This window comes from Paenibacillus diazotrophicus (assembly GCF_042610465.1).
Genome location: NZ_JBGJZN010000001.1, coordinates 869,626 through 888,851, shown reverse-complemented (window position 1 = coordinate 888,851; position 19,226 = coordinate 869,626). Strand labels below are relative to the sequence as shown.

Below are 19,226 nucleotides of genomic sequence, written 5' to 3'. Positions count from 1 at the left end.
GATACTTAAATCTATGGTTGTGGAGAAGGAGTGACAATGATGAAAAAAGCACTAATCGTATGGGGCGGTTGGGATGGACATGAGCCGGAGCAGGTTGCCGGAGTTTTTGCGTATATTCTTCGTGAAGCGCAGTATGAGGTAGAAGTTGCAAATACATTGGAAGCATTCGCTGATAAGGAGAAGCTGCTGGGGCTGGATCTGATCGTACCGGTCTGGACGATGGGGGAAATCTCACAGGATCTGGTCAACAACGTATCGGCAGCCGTACAGAATGGGACTGGGCTGGCGGGCTGTCATGGTGGAATGTGCGACTCTTTCCGGACCAATGTAGATTGGCAGTTCATGACAGGTGGTCAATGGGTTGCCCACCCAGGCAATGATGGAGTCCAGTATAAGGTGGAGATCAGTCAAAGCTCCAGTCCGCTGACGGCAGGTATTGAGGATTTCGAAGTCACATCCGAGCAATATTATCTGCATATTGATCCGGCCGTGGAAGTGCTTGCGACAACAAGATTCCCGGTTGTGCAAGGGCCGCACGCAGCGAACAAAGCAGTTGATATGCCGGTAGTCTGGACCAAACGCTGGGGTCAGGGGCGTGTATATTACAATTCGCTCGGCCACCACGCGGATATTGTAGAGCTTCCTCCTGTACAAGAATTGATGCGTAGAGGACTGCTATGGGCGGGAGATGGCAAAGCAGAAGCAGCAGGGAGTGCCGGACAAACGGAAGGTGCCGAATACAGCGGCATGGCGGACAGCCAATTATAGGGCGGGAGCGAACAGGACATGGATAAAGTAAAGGTTGGCATCATCGGTTGCGGCAAGATAAGCAGCATCTATATGGAGAATTGCCAGAAGTTCGAGATTCTGGATCTTGCAGCCTGTGCGGACATGGACCGGGACAGAGCAGCAGAGCAGGCAGCTAAGTACGGAATTCCTCTCGTGTATACGGTTGACCAACTTCTGGAAGATCCTGAAATTGAGATTATAATCAACTTAACCATCCCTGCGGCACATGCTGATATCAGTCTGCGGGCGCTAGAAGCCGGCAAGCATGTCTATGTCGAGAAGCCGCTCACGGTTACAAGAGAGGAAGGGCGCAAGGTGCTGGAAGTGGCTGATGCCAAAGGTCTGCTGGTTGGCAGCGCCCCGGAAACCTTCCTGGGAGCCGGGATTCAGACAGCACTAATGCTGATTGAGGAAGGTGTCATTGGCCGCCCGGTTGCGGCGACATCATTCATGTTAGGCAGAGGGCATGAGCATTGGCATCCCGATCCGGAATTCTACTATGCTGCGGGAGGTGGGCCTATGTTCGATATGGGTCCGTATTATTTAACCGCCCTCGTGCAGCTCCTTGGGCCTATCCGCATGGTAGCCGGCATGACTGGAAAGGCGATGGAGGAACGTACCATAACGAGCGAGAAAAAGGCCGGACAAAAGATTCCGGTCGACATTCCAACTCATGTTGCCGGAACGCTGCAATTCAGCAGCGGTGCGATCGCTACGCTGATCACCAGTTTTGATGTGTTTGGCGGCAGTGAATTACCGCCGATAGAGATCTACGGCACAGAAGGAACATTGCAGGTACCTGATCCGAACACGTTCGGAGGTAAAGTCAGATACCGCAAGACGGGTGAAAGTGACTGGCAAGAACAGCCGCTTCTTCCAGGCTACGATCAGAATACCCGCGGGATCGGTCCTGCAGATATGGCCTATGCTATCCGCAGCGGACGCCCTCACCGTGCCAGCGGCGAATTAGCTTATCATGTACTGGAAGCCATGTGGGCTTTTCATGATTCCTCTGATTCGCAGTGTTTCTATAAGATGGAGAGCACTTGTGTTCGTCCGGCACCTCTTCCTCAAGGACTTGCACCTTATACACTCGATTAATAGAGTTGATAGTACCAGTAAAACACCGTTCACAGATCATGAACGGTGTTTTTTTACATGAAGTGAAGCGTTAGAGCCACCCGGATATAGGAACAAGAGCCGATATCACATGAACAAGACTTTGGTGAGATTAGCTAACCCTACTTTCTCGCGCCTGAGGGTGTAATCCCCTTATACTGTTTGTACAGTTTCGTAAAATAGTTAGGATTATCGCAGCCGACTTTGCCGGCGATTTCCGTTACCGTGAAGTCCGTTTCCAGTAGTAACCGTTCCGCTTCTTCTACCCGGCAGAGGTTCACATAATCGATAAAGGTGCGTCCGGTCAGCTTTTTGAAGGTTTTACAGAAATGGTATGGATTGAGATTCACGAATCTGGCTGCAGACTCAATGGTTATTTTGTCGTCATAATGCTGTTCCAGATATTCAAGCAGGGGTTTGAAGCGTTCCTGGTTAATGGAGTGGCGTTCCCTGTGATACCGTTCTGATAGTTGCAGGGGCGGAAAAGTCCGCGAGAGCAAGATTAAGAACAGATGCAGCTGATTTTTGACCACCAATTGAAATGCCGGTCCCTCCTCCTGAACCTCTTGAATGATCGCGTTAAGCAAAGGGTAATAGCTGCTGCATACAGGGTTCTGTTCTACAGGCTTGACAGGGAGATGATACAAGTTATTCAAATAAGGGGCTACATATAGTTCATGCTGCGAATCCTGATTCCGGTCCTTGAACAAGGAACCATGGAACACTATGGACACAAAAGCAATATCTCCGCTGATCAAGCTGTAACCGACATGGAGACCCCCGGAAGGCACTAGAATCACATCACCCGGCCCGGCTTCATAAGGTTTGCTGTCAATATGAAAGATGGCTCTGCCTTGCTGCATCACAATGATCTCGAAATGCTCATGCCAGTGTAAAAAAAGAATGTTCTGCTCAGTCTTGGCATCCAGGCATTGATTGAAAAACAAGCGGAACGGGTAGGTTTTTTCTTCAAGCTGAGGATATTCCTTCAGTTCCTTTGGATAGGTCACAATCACATCAACTCCCACAATATTCAGCTATTTATGCACAAGATAAGAAGAGATTTCGCTACAAATGCGCTATATACTTGGATTGCTGAACTTACTATAAACCAATATTGGAGTGGTATACAAGATGCACGAAGACATTAGAATCGGAACACTTGTCGGGGCGCCGGATGCCGTCCGTGTGATTCCCCAAATCGTTAAGCATGGTTTTGAATCCTTCAGCCTGACGTTCTGGCAGACTACAGGTGAAACAGATCTGGTGGAGACCGCAGCACGGGTTCGTGAACTGGCCGCTGAACATCATTTTGTCATTTCCTCTGTGGGAATCTTCGGGAATCCGTTGACGGGAACGGGCGGCAATGCCGACACCCTGGCGAGCTGGGAACGTCTGATTGATCATGCCCATTTATTCGGTACAGATATGGTCTCCGGATTCACAGGCAGACTGACCGGGCAGACAATTGACGAATCGATACCGAAATTTGCAGAAGTATTCGGTGAACTATCAAAACGAGCTGCTGACAAAGGACTGCGGATAGCTTTTGAGAATTGCTCCATGGATGGAAACTGGCAGTCGGGGGATTGGAATATTGCCCACAATCCTATAGCCTGGGAGAAAATGTTCAACGCCGTTCCGGCAGACAACCTCGGTCTGGAGTGGGAGCCCTGCCATCAAATGGTTGCGCTGATCGATCCGATTCCACAACTGCGTAAATGGACGGACAAAATATTCCATGTACATGGCAAAGACGCAACAATCGCTTGGGATGTCGTCAAAGAGTATGGCATTCATGGTCCCAAGCCTTATGTATGGCACCGGACTCCGGGTTTCGGTGACACCAATTGGACGGATGTAATCACCATTCTGCGGCAGGCTGGTTACAAGGGCACCATCGACATTGAAGGGTGGCATGATCCCGTATACCGGGATGAGCTGGAAATGACCGGTCAGGTCCATGCGCTGAATTATTTGAAACATTGCCGCGGTGGGAGCTTCATCCCTAATCCGGTCTAATAGCAGAAAGCGGGGAAGCATATATGACTGCAATATACCGTGTAGCCGTCGCCGGCTGCGGAGGAATGGCTAATGAATGGATTAGTTATGCTATGAAGCGTTCTGATGTAAGTATTGTCGCACTTGTGGATATACGGCTCGAAGCAGCAGCAGATATGGCCAAAAAGCATGGACTTAATTGTCCGGTATTCACCGATATTGCTGAAGCCATAGATATTACTGATGCCAATCTCGTCTTTGATGTAACCGTTCCCGGCAGCCATTATTCGGTTGCCAGCACAGCGCTTGAACGTCAATGCGATGTGTTCAGCGAGAAGCCGCTGGCTGAGACGATGGAGCAGTGTAACGCCATTGTGGATTTAGCAGAACGGTCCGGACGCAGCCATGCCGTCATGCAGAACCGGCGGTATGATCCCCGTATACGCTCCCTTCGCCAACTGATAGAAGGGGGCAATATCGGCCGGATTGGCTATATCGGAGCGAGTTTTTTTCTGGCACCGCATTTTGGAGGGTTCCGGGATATCATGGAAAGCCCGCTTCTTCTCGATATGGCGATACACACCTTTGATCAGGCCCGTTACATCAGCGGTGCAGACCCCGTTACGGTGTACTGTCAGGAATTCAATCCTCCCGGGTCCTGGTATGCTGGGAATGCTTCCGCAGTATGTATCTTTGAAATGTCGGACGGCTCGGTCTTCAGTTATCAGGGCTCCTGGTGCGCTGAAGGCGCCCCAACTTCATGGGAAGCCTCATGGCGGGTTCAGGGTGACAAAGGAACTGCCGTCTGGGACGGCGAAGGAATGCCCTACGCCGAGAAGGTTCAGGAAAGTGTTGCGGATGGTAAATTTATTCGTGATTATGAACGCGTAGAAGGTATAGCTGTCGAGATGAAGGAAACCTTCCATCAGGGATGTCTTGAGGAGATGTTCCTGGCTCTGGCAGAAGGCCGCCCGGCTGAGACGGACTGCCGTGACAACTGCTACAGCATGGCCATGGTGTTCGGAGCACTGGAGAGTTCCCGGACGGGAAAGAAAGTAGACCTGTCCAGCTTTATGCGTAGTAGTGAAATGAACATGCAGCGACAATAGCTGAAGAATCCAGTTTTTTACTAGGAATAAAAGGGGAATTTGACGCTTTGAGCAGGAGCATATTTCTGTCCAAAGCGTTTTTTTGCTGTTTCAGGCTAAGTATTTATCGCCGAAAGTCACAAATATCCATTTGGTTATATCAGGAAGGTAAGCTCGGGTTCGTCTCTTTGATTGTGGATGCGGTCAAGTCTTGGGAGGCTGACGGAAATACGTGGGATGTGAATGGCGAAAGACTAAATAAATGATGAAGAGGCTGACTGCAGATATTCTCTGCTGAGTCAGCCTCTTTGGTAAAGTTCTGTAGAAGGAACTAAAAACCTTTATATTGAGGTTCCTCATTCTCCAGTTCAGTCACGCGTGATTCTACCTGATCTACAATCTGCTGCGTCTGTTGAGCTGCATTGGTGAACAGGGTCTTAGCTTCTTTATTCTGAGTTTCCATGGCGAATTGTTCCAGGCTGGCCTGGGCACTCTTCAAAGAGGAGACACAGGTTTTAACTTGTGAGGCTACAGTCATTTCATTATTCCTCCTTTGGATGGCGGTGCGGTTCGCGAAATATTATTTGCCGAGGTGCTGGAATGTATACTCTCCCGTACGATTAGAAAATATTTTATGGTTATTCCCGCACCGTATGACAAATAATGAATGTTAATGATATGAATACAGGTTAATGGGAGGCTACAAAAAATGCCGGAATGGTTTGAGGTTGTATGGCGCACTTTTTTTGCTGTGGTCATGCTCTTCTTTTTGACGAAGCTGCTTGGTAAAAGGCAGGTATCTCAGCTCTCGTTCTTCGAATATATCACAGGGATTACTGTGGGCAGTATTGCTGCGTATATCTCGTTGGATACCGACAAGACTTGGCATTTGGGGATTATAGCACTGATGGTCTGGGTTGCTTTCTCACTGGGAATTGAATATCTGCAGATCAAGAGCAAAAAGGCCAGAGATTTCATTGATTTCAAATCGACTGTGCTCATCAAGGACGGTAAAATCCTTGAGGAGAATATGAAAAAAGAAAGGCTGTCGACCGACGAATTATTGGAGGAGCTGCGGAAAAAAGATGTCTTCAAGGTTGCCGACGTAGAATTTGCCATTATGGAGTCGGATGGGGCGATAAACGTTCTGCTTACCCGTGAGAACCAGCCTCTTACACCCAAGCATCTTGGGGTAAAGGTAGCCCCGGAGCAGGCGACTCAAGCCGTAATTATGGATGGGGTTATTATGGATGAACCGCTGGATACTCTAGGATTGACACGCGGCTGGCTACAAGGTCAGTTGGAAAAGCTTAACCTGACCCCGGAAAATGTATTTCTGGGACAGGTGGATTCGTATGGAGAACTTACCGTGGACTTGTACGCGGACGGTGTAGAGGTTCCTAAGACTCAGGAAAAACCACAGCTCTATGCACTGCTTAAGAAGTGTGAGGCGGATTTGGAGTTGTTCAGCTTGTCTACTAACAATGAACAGGCGAAGAAGATGTATGGGCAGTGTTCCGAACAGCTGCAGAATCTTCTGCAGAAGCTGAAGCCATTTGTCCAAAGCTGAGCCCAGTGGTATTGGGATAACACATCAATAAGATCCGTCTAACAAATTGTTCAGACGGTTCTTTTTTTGCCTGAAAGGCATGTTAATTCACATATTTGTAATATTATGCCTAAAAAAATCTCTGTACAATTACAAATATTTACTTATAGTGGATAGTAGGTTGACTTCTGCAAAAAAAAGAATTTTGCAGCAATCTGCATGTCATCGGTCAAGGAGGAGTGCGATCGACAATACATCTGTGGTTCGTAAGGAAGCAATGGGAATGTAAGAATGCAACAGCTGCAACAGGCTCTGAAAATACAAAATACTCTGGAGGTAAATGTTAACGTGAAAATAAAAAAGAGATTTGCCTTTACCGCATGGATTGGGCTTTCTGCAGTACTGGCTTTTGGCGGTTTGCAATGGGGCATCCCTTCCGCACAGGCAGCAAGCATCTTCAGTGATGATTTTGAGTCTGGCAATGCCGGCAATTGGAATAATACTACAGGCACGTGGTCTGTGGTACAGGATGGCAGCTCTCATGTATATTATCAGTCCAGCAGCTCTGAAGGGCGCACCTCCGCAGGCAGCAGTACATGGAGCGACTATAGCGTCCAGGCTGATGTTAAGGTCGATAATTTTAACGGCAGTAACCGTACTTATGTATGCGGGCGTTATACGGATGGAAATAACTATTATGCTGCTTCCATATCCAACTCGAACGGCGGCACACTCGAAATCCGCAAAAAATCGGGTGGTGCAAGCACTACACTAGCAGCGAAGACTGATTATGCTATCACAACAGGAACAGTGTATTCTGTGAAGCTTGAAATGAGCGGAGACTCGCTTAATATGTATGTGAATAATGTGCTGCAATTAAATGCACACGATAACATTTTGACATCTGGAGGAATTGGATTAATTGCATACAAGACTGCTGCCAAGTTCGATAACGTTATTGTAAGCGGTACCAATGCAATTCCGACAGCTGCCCCAACTGCTACAGCAACTGCAGTGCCGACAGCTAGTCCGACAGCGGCCCCTACAAAAACACCAATACCTACATCAACGCCTTCACCAACAGCAACAGTAGCGCCTACCGCAACTCCAACGGTCACTCCAACAGCAACCCCGGTTTCGGGTGCACTGTATGTAGCACCAGATGGTACAGCCAGCAACCCGGGAACCATAGGCAGCCCGACCACTCTTGGATCGGCAGTGACCAAAATTGCTGCAGGCGGAACCATCTATTTGCGGGGCGGCACGTATTCCTTCTCATCACCGGTAACCATTGAGCGGGATAATAGCGGTACATCCGGCTCTCGCAAGAATATTGCTGCATATGGAAGTGAAAAGCCTGTGCTTGATTTCTCCGGTGAAAGCTTTGCTTCCACTGAGCGCGGGCTGCAAATCTTCGGCCATTATTGGTCTGTAAAAGGTCTGGAGGTCAAAGGAGCCGGTGATAATGGGATTTTCATCGGAGGGAACTATAATCTTATTGAGAATGTCGAGACTCACCATAACCGGGACTCCGGGCTGCAAATCAGCCGCTACGCCTCTACAGCATCCAGCATGAGCGATTGGCCAAGTTACAACCAGATCATCGGTGTCTATTCTCATGATAATTTCGACCCGGATAACGGTGAAGATGCGGACGGTTTCGCCGCCAAACTGACCCTCGGACCCGGCAACGTATTCGATAAATGCATCTCTGCCTGGAATACGGATGATGGGTGGGATCTATATACCAAATCAGATACCGGTCCTATTGGCATTGTAACGATCAAGAACAGTATCGCGTACAAAAATGGCCAAACTTCGGATGGCAACACAACCACGAGCAGTGATGGTAACGGCTTTAAGCTGGGTGGAGATTCTATCGCGGTCAACCATATTGTAACGAACAATGTTGCCTTCCAGAATAAGAAACACGGTTTTACTTATAACAGCAATCCAGGTTCGATTCAATTAACTAATAATACTTCCTGGAGCAATGGGGCGAGCAACTTCGCTTTTGATGCTGGTACTCATATATTTACGAATAACCTAAGCTTTGCCGGAACCTCCAGCGATAAAACAAGTGGGACCGATGTTTCCAGCACCAATGTCTGGTGGAAGAGCAGCGCCAGTACCAATGCTAAGGGTCTTGTGGCCAGCAGCACTGATTTCTTAAGTCTGACTCCTTCCGTCGTCCGGAATACAGATGGCTCCTTCAGCCTTGGGAATTTCCTGAAGCTGGCCGCCGGCAGCGATCTGATTGGTTCCGGTACACCAAGTGGTACCAATATTGGTGCCACCAATAAATAGGTGAAAGTCTGGGCTTACAACGTCGCTCTGACTGAGATATACGATCGGACCTCGTTTTTCTATTGCCGTTGACAGCGGTATACTATAGTGGATTGGGATTTATATATTTTCTAATAGGGAGGCTGCTGTCAATTATGGAATATGTGAAGCTTGGTTCTACCGGACTTGAGGTCTCAAGAATTTGTCTGGGATGTATGAGTTACGGAATTCCGGAACGGGGAAATCATTCCTGGACGCTAAATGAGGAGATGAGCAGACCCTTTATTCAAAAGGCGCTGGATCTCGGCATTAACTTCTTTGACACAGCTAATGTGTATTCCGATGGAACCAGTGAGGAGATTGTCGGCAGAGCGCTAAAAGATTTCGCTGCACGTGACGAGATTGTACTTGCAACCAAGGTACATGGAACCATGCGTCCGGGACCTAACGGTGGGGGACTATCCCGTAAAGCAATTATGAGTGAAATTGACCATAGCCTGAAGCGGCTGGGAACGGATTATGTAGATCTGTACCAAATCCACCGGTGGGACCCGGCCACGCCGATCGAGGAAACCATGGAGGCCCTGCATGATGTGGTTAAGGCGGGTAAGGCCCGTTACATCGGAGCTTCCTCTATGTATTCCTGGCAATTCCTGAAGGCGCTACATGTCGCTGAACGCCATGGTTGGACCCGGTTCGTATCCATGCAGAATTATGTGAATTTGCTCTACCGTGAAGAGGAACGGGAGATGCTGCCGCTTTGTGAAGCGGAAGGCATCGGTGTAATTCCCTGGAGTCCGCTTGCCAGAGGACGTCTCACCCGTGAATGGGAGGAGACCAGCACCCGGTCAGCATCCGATGAATTCGGTAAGTACTTGTACTCCAGAACCGAAGAAGCGGATCGTACTGTCGCGCTAAAAGTCAAGGAAATCGCAGAAGAACGCGGAATTCCGCGGGCCCAGGTAGCACTCGCGTGGGTATTGCAGAAGAAGCCGGTGACGGCACCGATTGTAGGAGCCACGAAGATGGAGCATTTAGAGGATGCTGCAGCAGCGGTCTCGATCCGGCTGACACCGGCTGAGGTGAAGCGGTTGGAAGAACCGTACATTCCGCATCCGGTAGTAGGGTTCAGCTGAATACGGTAATTCCTAAAAAGACAACAGAGCAGCGATTCTCCGGACATTTTGGAGAGTTGCTGCTCTGTTTTTTTAGTATAGTATTCCAATTTATTGGCATACTACATTCAATTCCCAGCGGAATCTCAAGGAGGTATTACAGGTGGCAGAGAAAAGTATGCTGGAGGCTATTAAAGAGCAGCTTACGGACTGCAGTGATGCAGTATATCAATCCATTAATATATACGGACATGCCTGTATGCTGATCTATATTCCTTCTATTGTAGATACGCTCAGCCTGCAGGAATTTGTCTCCACACCACTTAAGGCGGAGGCGAATGCCGAGCCGGATTGGGCACGATTTTTGGAACGGCTGGATCACGGTTCTGCTTTTGCCATTCCTTATATCAGAGCTTATAAGTTGGATCGTGCGGTAGAGCTCATCGTAGGCGGCAAAGCAGTGCTCTCGATTGAGGGTCTTCCTTATGTTTATTATTTTGAGATTACGCATTATCAGAAAAGAGCGGTCTCCGAATCGCAGAATGAGCTGGTGGTTATAGGGCCTCAGGAGGCCTTTATCGAGGATGTGCAGACGAACCTGTCTTTGCTACGACATAAGATCAAACATGCAGATTTGAAGACCCTGCATTTCTCTATCGGCAGGTATACGAAAACAGATGTGTATCTGGTCTACATTGAAGGGCTGTGCAAGCCGGAAATTGTGGATGAGTTCACGAAAAAGCTGAGGGACATCACAGTGGACTCTGCGCTTGGCATAAGCAATGTAGCAGAGCAAATAGAGAAGGGCCAGTATTCACCCTTTCCTTTATTTCAGTATACAGAGCGTCCGGACTCGGTTGCGGCTTCTCTAATGGAAGGACGGTTGGGCTTGCTGCAGGACGGGACACCTTCAGCTTTACTGACACCGGTAACCTTTTTTTCTTTGCTGCAATCCTCTGAAGACTATTATCAGAACTTCTATGCAGGAAGCTGGATTCGATTGGTCCGATTCTTTTTCTCCATGATATCTATCCTGCTGCCGTCCTTATACGTGGCTATCACAACTTTTCACAGTCAGATCATCCCCTCAGATCTGCTGATTACCATTGCTGCTGCGAGGGAGAATATTCCGTTCTCCGCCTTGACGGAGGCCTTGATTATGGAGCTTACGTTCGAAGCGCTTAGAGAGGCCGGCACCCGGATCCCCAAGCCTGTAGGACAAACTGTATCCATTATTGGCGGGATTGTAATCGGACAGGCTGCTGTCCAGGCTGGGATTGTATCGGCTCCCATGGTTATCGTTGTTTCTATTACAGGCATCGCATCTTATATTATTCCCCATCTTGAGCTGGGTTTAACATTTCGACTACTCCGCTTTGTGCTGCTGATTCTCGGCGGAACGATGGGGCTGCTTGGCGTATTTGTCGCAGCATTTGTAATTTACGCACATCTGGCGAATCTTAGATCTTTCGGCACTCCTTACCTGCAGCCGATTGCCCCACTTGTCTTCCAGGATTGGAAGGACACATTGCTTCGTGTGCCTTCTCCTTTTATGACGAAAAGAAGCACTTCGTTCACGAACACTAAAAATGAAAAGAGGCAGAAATGAAAATGAAGCTCTTTAAGCTGGTTCTGAGCGTTGTACTGCTCCTGAATCTGGCTGGCTGCGGATCCAAAATTGAACTGGATGAACTCATCTTTATATTTGGTCTCTATATTGATGTGGGAAAAGAACCGGGAACGGTTGAAGTTTCGATCAGCTCGCCTTTGCCCAACCGTCTGCTCTCCAGCACACAATCGGGGGGCGGAGACGGCAAATCCTATTCTATGGTAACTAAGACGGCTGCAAACATTACGGATGCTGTTATTTTAATTCAAAAAGACTTGTCCCGCAGGCTGGAAATCTCTCATATCAAGGTGGTTGTGCTGGGGAAGGAATACGCCAGTCAGGGGATAGAGGAGGCTCTGCAATGGTTCAAGCGTCAGCCTGAAATCCCGCTTGGAACATATATGATGACGGCTCCAGGCAAAGCGAAGGAAGTAGCCCAGCTATCGGCTATATTTGAGCAGTTGCCCGACCAGGTGCTGATGAATTTTTCGGAGGAGAACCTTCTGTATGCAACTACAATTAGAGACTGCTTGCTGGCAGAGTCCTCGAATATGGGCTATGCCATGAATTATCTCTCATTTGGACATAAGAGTGGCCAATCGGACAAGGGCGAATCTTTACATTGGGCAGGCATTCAGGGAGTTGCGCTGTTTCAGGATGGCAAGATGCGGGCTACTTTGCAATTTAGGGAGGGCAGGGCACTTGCCTGGGCAGCGGGAAACTTGGCGGGACAACTAGCTCTGCCCGAGTATACGGTTAGCTGGGATGGAGACGATCCGGGTCGAGCAACCGCACTGTTCTTAAGCAACAAATCATCGATAAGCTCCAAATTAATAGATGGAGAACCGGTTTTCTATGTAAAGCTGAAGGGGAAAATAAGCATCACTAACTTCAAAGACTCACAAGGCCGGAAGGCGATCTTACTTAGCTACGTTATGCTGGAGAAGATTCAGGATAGGGTAATGAAAGAGGTTTCCGATTCTATCCGTGCTACACAGGAGGCGGGAACGGATGTACTGCAATTGGGCATGCAGCTGGAATGGAATTATCCGGACCTATGGAAAAAGCTCAGGGAACACTGGGCAGATTATTATGCGCATGAGGCACAAATTAAGGTACAAGTAACCTTTCAGATTCAGGATGTTGGTTCGGGAAAATAAAGAATAGTCAAAGGAGATTTTATGCACACATCGAAATGGCAGTTGTTCAGATTCAGCCTGGTTTATCTGAGTTCCCAGACCACTATTTTCCTGATTCCTGTACTCGTGGATACTTCTGGTTATCAAGGATGGATTGCGCTCATCGGCGGCGGATTTCTGAGCCTGATCATTCTGTTCTTTACTATGCAGGTAGGCTGCCTGAGAAAAGACCAGGGATGGATTGAATTTGGCAATGAGATTATGGGGAAATGGGTACACAGGCTGATGGTGCTGATGCTGTTATGCTGGTGTATTTATTATACTGCTTTAGATATTGAGAACTTTGTCCTGTTTTTTGGCTCTAATTATATGAGGGGAACCTCGCCGATTTTCATAATAACCGTCATAGGACTCGTAATCATGTACTGTGCGACTCTAGGATTGTCTACAATTATCTGTATGGCGGATGGAATTTTTTTGATTTTTTTCGCTGCTATTCTTTTATCCGTCTATTTATTTATTCCATATGCGGATTTCTCGATGTTACCGGCCTTCCTGCATTATCATGATCCCGGCCTTGCCATCAATGATTCTATTTCAACAATGTCATGGTTAGCGGAATGGGTCGTATTTCTCTTCGTGGCACCGGAGTTTAAAATCGGGATCAAGATGCTAAAAAACCTGGCTGTAACCGGGATATGCCTCCTATTCATCATATTATCTGCATGGGTGCTGACCATGCTGAATTTTGGCCCGCACTTGGGCAGTGAGCTGCAATATCCTTTTCTGGATATGATCCGCAGTTCCTCGCATCACAATATTCTCGGGAATATGGACCCTATCCTCATTGGGATCTGGTCGGCTTCAATGTTCATTCACGGATCATTTTTGATGTATATATCTGCCAAATGCGCTATGTACCTGACCCATCAAAAAGGGCGGAAGTATATGGTTCCTCTGTTAATGGGTTGTTCCATGATCATAGCTTATTTGTATTCCATTAATAATACAATAATATACTATAGAGATTTCAACGCTAATCTGACCATCTACCTGTGGCTATTCGTCGAGTGCATCCCAGTCTATTACTACATCGTTGCAGTCATCCGTTCCAAGATCAGTCCGGCTGTCAAATAACCGCAGCGACTTATCTATTATAAATTGGATGCGCTTTCTGGTATGATTAAGCTTTAACACATACCTAAATATGGAACGGATGGTGTTATTCTTCATGATGCTTCAGGAAGCGAACGCACTAATACAAGCAATAAGAGTCAATCTGGCTAAAGTTATTGTCGGCAAAGATGAAGGGGTAGATCTGCTCTTGACCGCCCTGCTGGCGAACGGACATGTACTACTGGAGGATGTGCCGGGTACGGGTAAAACATTACTCGCCAAAACATTGGCACGCTCGCTGGACTGCTCCTTCAAGCGCATCCAGTTCACTCCAGATCTGCTGCCTTCGGATCTTAGCGGAATCAATTATTATAATCAGAAAACAGGCGAGTTTCAGTTCCGTCCTGGTCCCGTCTTCGCCAGCATTCTCTTAGCGGATGAGATTAACCGTGCAACTCCTCGGACCCAATCCAGCCTGCTGGAATGCATGGAGGAACGGCAGATTACCATTGATGGTCTGACTCATGAGCTGGAAGCGCCTTTTCTTGTCATTGCTACACAGAATCCAGTGGACAGCCAGGGAACCTTCCCGCTGCCGGAAGCACAACTGGACCGGTTCCTGATGAGGGTCACCACAGGTTATCCAACCTATGAAGAGGGAGTTCATATTCTTCAAAGATTCCGCGGGAATAATCCTTTGCAGGATACAGTAGCTGTAGCTACCGGACGTGATATTCAAGAACTGCAGAGGCTTGCCGCAGATGTTACAGTCAGTGATGATCTTCTGGGTTATATGATTAGCATTATTGAAGCGACTCGCAAAGCTCCTGCAGTCAGACTAGGCGCAAGCCCCCGTGCGAGCTTCGCGCTGCTTCGTGCTGCCCAGGGGTACGCACTCCTCCGGGAAAGGGATTATGTACTGCCCGATGACATCAAGGCAGTAGCGATACCTGTGCTTGCCCACCGTCTGCTGATGCAGCGCGGCCCCGGTTCCCGTGAAGGACAGGCGGCAGAGCTTGTGCAGCAAGTACTACGTGAGGTTGAGGTTCCCGCTGAGCCTTTAACGGCCGCCAGAGGTGGAAGGGTGGACTAAATCATGACACTGCCCTGGTTTATCATCAGCACGCTACTGCTGATGCTGTTCATCTCCGCGGTTTATCAGCGAAATGCTCTGAAGAAGGTGAATTATACCCGTTATTTCTCTTCTGATGCGGTGTTTGAGGGAGAAACAGTCGAGATGGTGGAAGAGATCAGCAATGGCAAGCTGCTGCCGCTGCCCTGGCTTCGTCTGGAGTCCAGCATCGCCCGGGGGCTCGAATTCGGAAGTCAGGAGAATCTGGGCATCAGCAGTGGTGAAATCTATCAGAACCATTTGAGCCTATTCTACCTACGGGCTTTCCGCCATATCAAACGTACACACAAGGTCCGCTGTCTACAGCGCGGGCTGTTCCGTCTGGATACGGCTACCATGATCACTGGGGATTTGTTCGGACTTAGCCGCAGCACCCAAACCTTCCCCTTACAGCTTGAACTTATGGTTTTTCCTATGTTGGTGGACTTGTACGAGCTGCCTCTTCCTGTACACAGCTGGCTGGGTGAGCTCCCTGTCAAGCGTTGGATTGTTCAGGACCCATTTCTTACAGCAGGCACACGTGAATACAATCCTGGCGATTCGCTGGGGTCATTGAACTGGAAAGCCACAGCCCGTACCGGCCGGATGCAGGTTCACCAAAAGGAATTTACGGCTGCTTCAAGGCTTGTGATCTGCCTAAACATGGAGATCAGCGATTCCATGTGGAGAACCGTCACGGATGTGGAGCGGATTGAGCTTGGCATTCGTTATGTCGCTACGGTAGCAGATTATGCCATTGGACATGGTATCGAAACCGGCTTCCTCAGTAACGGAAGGCTGGATGGAGGCGGTGCGAATGATCCGGTAGATGCTGAACCTATGGGACGGCTGGATGACATTCTAGGATTACTGGCAAGGCTGCAGCTGGATCGGACAATGCCAATGAGCAGATTGCTGGAGCAGGAAGCGGAGAAAGGAAACACCGACTCAGATTACCTCATTATTTCCTGTCACCTCGGTCCTGAACTTCAGCAGGCAGCCGAACAGCTAAGACTATCCGGGAATGGTGTAGAGTGGCTGCAAATTCCTGTGGAAGGGAGGGAGATTGTATGAGGCTGCAAGCTCCAAAACACTTGAAATATACATTGCAGCTCTACCTGACATGTATTGTAGAATGGCTGCTGTTCCTCCCTGTATGGATCGTGTTACAGAAGTATTTGCAGTCCGGTTCTGCGTTGCTGCCATGGATCTATACCCTGCCGCTCATATCCATGGCGGGAGGGACGCTTCATCAGTTCTGCGACCGGAAGTGGAAGCAGCTCTTGGCAGCACTTCTGCTTGGTGTGCTGGCTGGAATCTTATCAGGATCATTTTCATTAGAAGAAATCCCATTATATGCAGGTGCTATGATATCAGCCTATCTTGGCATAACTGCCGGGAGCCGTAGCAACAGGATTAGCATATATATAGCTGGGCTTGCAGTATATTTTGTAGCTGTAATTGCTTTCGATCGTATTCCACTGCTTCAGCCAAGTGTTACAGAATTGACCTGGAGCGGCAGTCTCTGTCTAATTCTGGCCCTCTTGGATTCTAACACTAGTCACTTGCATTACAGCTCATTCACAGGAGCCGGTTCTCCTCTTCCGGGAGGGATTCGCCGGCATAACCGCTTGTTTGTTCTTTTGTTCATTGCAGTGGCGGCGCTACTTGCAGCGGGGGCAGGCAGAGTATTGGGACTATTAATTTGGCGTGCCGTGAAGGTCTTCTTCGGCTGGGTGAGCCGGCTGTTCTCCGACTCCGATGAGCCGGCGCCGGAGCTGGATGCTCCGCCACCTGTAATGCCTGATATGCCCCCAGGCGATACTCATGAGCCTGGACTGCTGGCGATAATTCTGAATGTTGCTTTTTATGCCATTGGAGCAGCGGTGTTGATCATAATATTGTATTTGGGCCTACGATGGTTATACCGCAATACAAGTGGAGTGTGGCGAAGACTCATCGACTCTGTGTTAGCCTTACTCCGCAGAGAATCACCATCGACCAATACCGCATATCAAGATGAAGAAAAAAGTATTTTCACCTGGGAGAAGACGGTTCAAGGCGTAAGAGAGTACTGGCGGAACCGTACAACTTCTGCTTCCAGGCGGGACCGCTGGGAAGGTTTGAACGGAGGGCGTGAGCAGACCCGCTGGCTATACCGCCACTGGCTGAAGAACAAACGTGCTCAAGGTTACTTGCAGAGGAGCTATCTTACCCCTCAGGAGACTCTGAAAGATGTTGAAAAGTGGAGTGTGAGCCAGAAAAGCCAGCATAGACATTCAACAATTACTGCTGACGCCACTTCCGATCAGCTTCTCCAGTTCTATAATCAGGCCAGATATGGGGAGACTGAACCTTCGGAAGCAGAAGTACTAAAGCTGAAGGAAAAGCTGAAGTTATAGCCGTTTCAGAAACAGCAACGGGAGGAAGAGAGAGTCCATGGTTACCTATTTACGTGGAGAACTGGCAAAGGCAGCGAAAGTCAATATTGAAACGCTCCGGTACTATGAGAAGCACGGCTTGCTTCCCCAGCCGCAGCGGACGGTCTCGGGTTATCGCAAGTATACAGAGGAGGCACTCACCCGGATCATTTTTATACAGAATGCCAAGAATTGCGGATTCACGCTGCGTGAAATCAAAAAAGCACTGGCTAAGTCGGAGGAAGGAAGTATAGGCATTACAGATTTCATTATGGCCATTGAGCGGAAGATGATTGCTGTGGATCTGGAAATTGCCAAACGTGAGGGTACCAGACTGCTTCTGCAGAATCTGAAATTAAACCTTGAATCTGCGGAACATCATCCCGGTGTGAAGGAAACCCTGCAAATTCTTAGAATGGATACATAAAAATTCGGGAGGCGTTCATAGGTTTTGCGCTTCTGATCCTGCTTGACTCTGTACCCTGATACAGGGTTTACAATACAGGTATCAGGCCAATGCCGGGAGGAATGAAGGATGCAGAGCTCTAAGGAAATGATTCAAGCCATGAAGCAATATTTGAAACAAAATAATCAAATTATTGGAAAAACAGCAGTTCAAATCCGTCAGGAAATGGCCGAATCCGCCTCACGGTTGCCACCGCTTCATGGAATATCCTTCGAAAGAATTGATTCGGACGGTGTAGCAGGAGAATGGCTTAATGTTATGGAAGACTATGCCGCAGAGGACAGGAAGAAGGCTATACTCTACGTTCATGGAGGAGGATTCATCTCCGGGAATTGTGAGATCTACCGTGATCTGTCTGCAAGAATTGCTTCCGCCAGCGGTGTGAAGGTGTTTACGTTAGAATATCGTCTTGCACCCGAGCATGTATATCCTGCAGCCAATGAAGATTGTCTAACTGCTTACTTCTGGCTGCTGCGGCAGGGTCTCCTGCCGGAAGACATCATACTGGGCGGGGATTCTATAGGTGCCACTCTCGTAATAATGACCCTGATTACGTTACGTGATACAGGTGAGGGATTGCCTGCCGCCGCATTTCTTCTCTCCCCACACGGCGATCTTGTCCACCTGGACGGGGAATCCTATGACAGCAGAGCAGAACTGGATCCTACGGGAAGCAGGGAGGGAAATCATAGAATCTTGCAGGATTATCTTGGAGGATATGAGGGGGATATGCCTGATCTGCTCTCGCCACTAAGGCTTCAACTGGGTGGGCTGCCACCATTGTTGATACAGGTCGGGGATCAGGAAGTGCTGCTGAATGATGCCGAACGGCTCGCAGAGCGTGTACGTTCTGCCGGAGGTGAGGTGCAACTGGAAATATGGGAGAACCTGTGGAGCGTGTTCCAGATGATGTCCGCTCTACTTCCGGAAGGGCAGGAAGCGATCGGGAATATTGGAGATTTTGTCACAAGGATCTGGGATAAATAGAGGGTCGAACGGATACAGGAGGAAATAATATGCCTTACACAATGGAAGTTAATGTAGCCAAGAATCAAGTGGTTGTAAAATCATTTGGTCTTACGGAAACGGATGTGCCAGCTTATATATCTGATTTTGAAGCAGCCATGAAGCAACTGAAACCAGGCTTCACTGGAGTCACTGATGTAACGGAGTCCCAATCCATTCTCACCCCTGAGGTTGCTTCCATGCTTGCGCCAACAGGTGAGATAGCCGTCGCGCATGGAGTGGGTGGATGGGTATATGTTGCGAACTCCAAGGTGTGGAAGATGCAGATGAACAGATTATTCGGAAAGTTTGCTGTCCATTATCCGACTTTTGAAGAAGCAGATGCTTATCTGAATAGTCTGGTGAAGTAATTACTAACTTATGATTTATGAGGGACGGTTCTTCGGAACGGT

18 protein-coding genes are annotated in these 19,226 nt (G+C 48.5%); 16 read left to right on the top strand and 2 right to left on the bottom strand.

Translation table 11 applies throughout. The features are described from left to right. Positions 1 to 39: 39 nt before the first annotated feature. Together ACAN54_RS03925 and ACAN54_RS03920 are read left to right on the top strand one after the other, a co-directional pair. Positions 40 to 768, top strand: a complete 729-nt coding sequence (locus ACAN54_RS03925; protein WP_379152771.1) for a ThuA domain-containing protein — start codon at positions 40 to 42, stop codon at positions 766 to 768. A gap of 18 nt (positions 769 to 786) precedes the next feature. Then, on the top strand, positions 787 to 1,890 hold the full coding sequence (locus ACAN54_RS03920; RefSeq protein ID WP_379152769.1) for a Gfo/Idh/MocA family protein: 1,104 nt from the start codon (positions 787 to 789) through the stop codon (positions 1,888 to 1,890). A gap of 140 nt (positions 1,891 to 2,030) precedes the next feature. On the opposite strand, the gene ACAN54_RS03915 is transcribed toward ACAN54_RS03920, so the two are convergent. After that, entirely contained in the window at positions 2,031 to 2,918 is an 888-nt protein-coding gene (locus ACAN54_RS03915) for a helix-turn-helix transcriptional regulator (RefSeq protein ID WP_379152767.1), read from the bottom strand. Between the two features lie 124 nt (positions 2,919 to 3,042). Here ACAN54_RS03915 and ACAN54_RS03910 point away from each other — a divergent pair, with 124 nt between their 5' ends. Together ACAN54_RS03910 and ACAN54_RS03905 are read left to right on the top strand one after the other, a co-directional pair. After that, complete coding sequence (locus ACAN54_RS03910) at positions 3,043 to 3,930, top strand: sugar phosphate isomerase/epimerase family protein (protein ID WP_379152765.1); 888 nt, start codon at positions 3,043 to 3,045, stop codon at positions 3,928 to 3,930. A gap of 23 nt (positions 3,931 to 3,953) precedes the next feature. Beyond that, positions 3,954 to 5,018: a Gfo/Idh/MocA family protein gene (locus tag ACAN54_RS03905; protein ID WP_379152763.1), complete on the top strand. Its 1,065-nt coding sequence runs from the start codon at positions 3,954 to 3,956 to the stop codon at positions 5,016 to 5,018. A gap of 310 nt (positions 5,019 to 5,328) precedes the next feature. Here the strand turns inward: ACAN54_RS03905 and ACAN54_RS03900 are convergent, their stop codons facing one another. Then, on the bottom strand, positions 5,329 to 5,535 hold the full coding sequence (locus ACAN54_RS03900) for a DUF1657 domain-containing protein (protein WP_379152761.1): 207 nt from the start codon (positions 5,533 to 5,535) through the stop codon (positions 5,329 to 5,331). A 171-nt stretch (positions 5,536 to 5,706) separates the two neighbouring features. Here ACAN54_RS03900 and ACAN54_RS03895 point away from each other — a divergent pair, with 171 nt between their 5' ends. The 12 genes from ACAN54_RS03895 (at position 5,707) to ACAN54_RS03840 (ending at position 19,184) form a co-directional block, all read left to right on the top strand. Further along, positions 5,707 to 6,567, top strand: coding sequence for a DUF421 domain-containing protein (locus tag ACAN54_RS03895; protein WP_379152759.1), 861 nt, complete (start codon positions 5,707 to 5,709; stop codon positions 6,565 to 6,567). Positions 6,568 to 7,560: 993 nt separating this feature from the next. After that, a complete protein-coding gene (locus ACAN54_RS03890) occupies positions 7,561 to 8,853 on the top strand; it encodes a right-handed parallel beta-helix repeat-containing protein (protein WP_379154157.1) in 1,293 nt (430 codons plus the stop codon). A 134-nt stretch (positions 8,854 to 8,987) separates the two neighbouring features. Further along, the gene (locus tag ACAN54_RS03885; RefSeq protein ID WP_379152757.1) at positions 8,988 to 9,968 is read left to right on the top strand and encodes an aldo/keto reductase; all 981 of its coding nucleotides are present in this window, start codon (positions 8,988 to 8,990) and stop codon (positions 9,966 to 9,968) included. Positions 9,969 to 10,125: 157 nt separating this feature from the next. Next, positions 10,126 to 11,556, top strand: a complete 1,431-nt coding sequence (locus ACAN54_RS03880; protein WP_379154155.1) for a spore germination protein — start codon at positions 10,126 to 10,128, stop codon at positions 11,554 to 11,556. Then, complete coding sequence (locus ACAN54_RS03875; protein ID WP_379152755.1) at positions 11,553 to 12,716, top strand: Ger(x)C family spore germination protein; 1,164 nt, start codon at positions 11,553 to 11,555, stop codon at positions 12,714 to 12,716. The genes ACAN54_RS03880 and ACAN54_RS03875 overlap by 4 nt, the downstream gene beginning before the upstream one ends. Before the next feature lie 21 nt (positions 12,717 to 12,737). Further along, positions 12,738 to 13,832, top strand: a complete 1,095-nt coding sequence (locus ACAN54_RS03870) for a GerAB/ArcD/ProY family transporter (RefSeq protein ID WP_379152753.1) — start codon at positions 12,738 to 12,740, stop codon at positions 13,830 to 13,832. A 94-nt stretch (positions 13,833 to 13,926) separates the two neighbouring features. After that, positions 13,927 to 14,904 carry an AAA family ATPase gene (locus ACAN54_RS03865; protein ID WP_379154153.1) on the top strand — a complete coding sequence of 326 codons (978 nt, stop codon included), beginning with the start codon at positions 13,927 to 13,929 and terminating at the stop codon, positions 14,902 to 14,904. Positions 14,905 to 14,907: 3 nt separating this feature from the next. Continuing rightward, positions 14,908 to 15,996, top strand: a complete 1,089-nt coding sequence (locus ACAN54_RS03860; RefSeq protein WP_379152751.1) for a DUF58 domain-containing protein — start codon at positions 14,908 to 14,910, stop codon at positions 15,994 to 15,996. 20 nt (positions 15,997 to 16,016) lie between these two features. Continuing rightward, on the top strand, positions 16,017 to 17,324 hold the full coding sequence (locus ACAN54_RS03855; RefSeq protein WP_379152749.1) for a hypothetical protein: 1,308 nt from the start codon (positions 16,017 to 16,019) through the stop codon (positions 17,322 to 17,324). 37 nt (positions 17,325 to 17,361) lie between these two features. Next, entirely contained in the window at positions 17,362 to 17,769 is a 408-nt protein-coding gene (locus tag ACAN54_RS03850; RefSeq protein ID WP_379152747.1) for a MerR family transcriptional regulator, read from the top strand. Positions 17,770 to 17,877: 108 nt separating this feature from the next. Further along, positions 17,878 to 18,795: an alpha/beta hydrolase gene (locus ACAN54_RS03845; RefSeq protein WP_379152745.1), complete on the top strand. Its 918-nt coding sequence runs from the start codon at positions 17,878 to 17,880 to the stop codon at positions 18,793 to 18,795. A gap of 29 nt (positions 18,796 to 18,824) precedes the next feature. Continuing rightward, positions 18,825 to 19,184, top strand: a complete 360-nt coding sequence (locus ACAN54_RS03840; RefSeq protein WP_379152743.1) for a hypothetical protein — start codon at positions 18,825 to 18,827, stop codon at positions 19,182 to 19,184. Positions 19,185 to 19,226 lie beyond the last annotated feature (42 nt).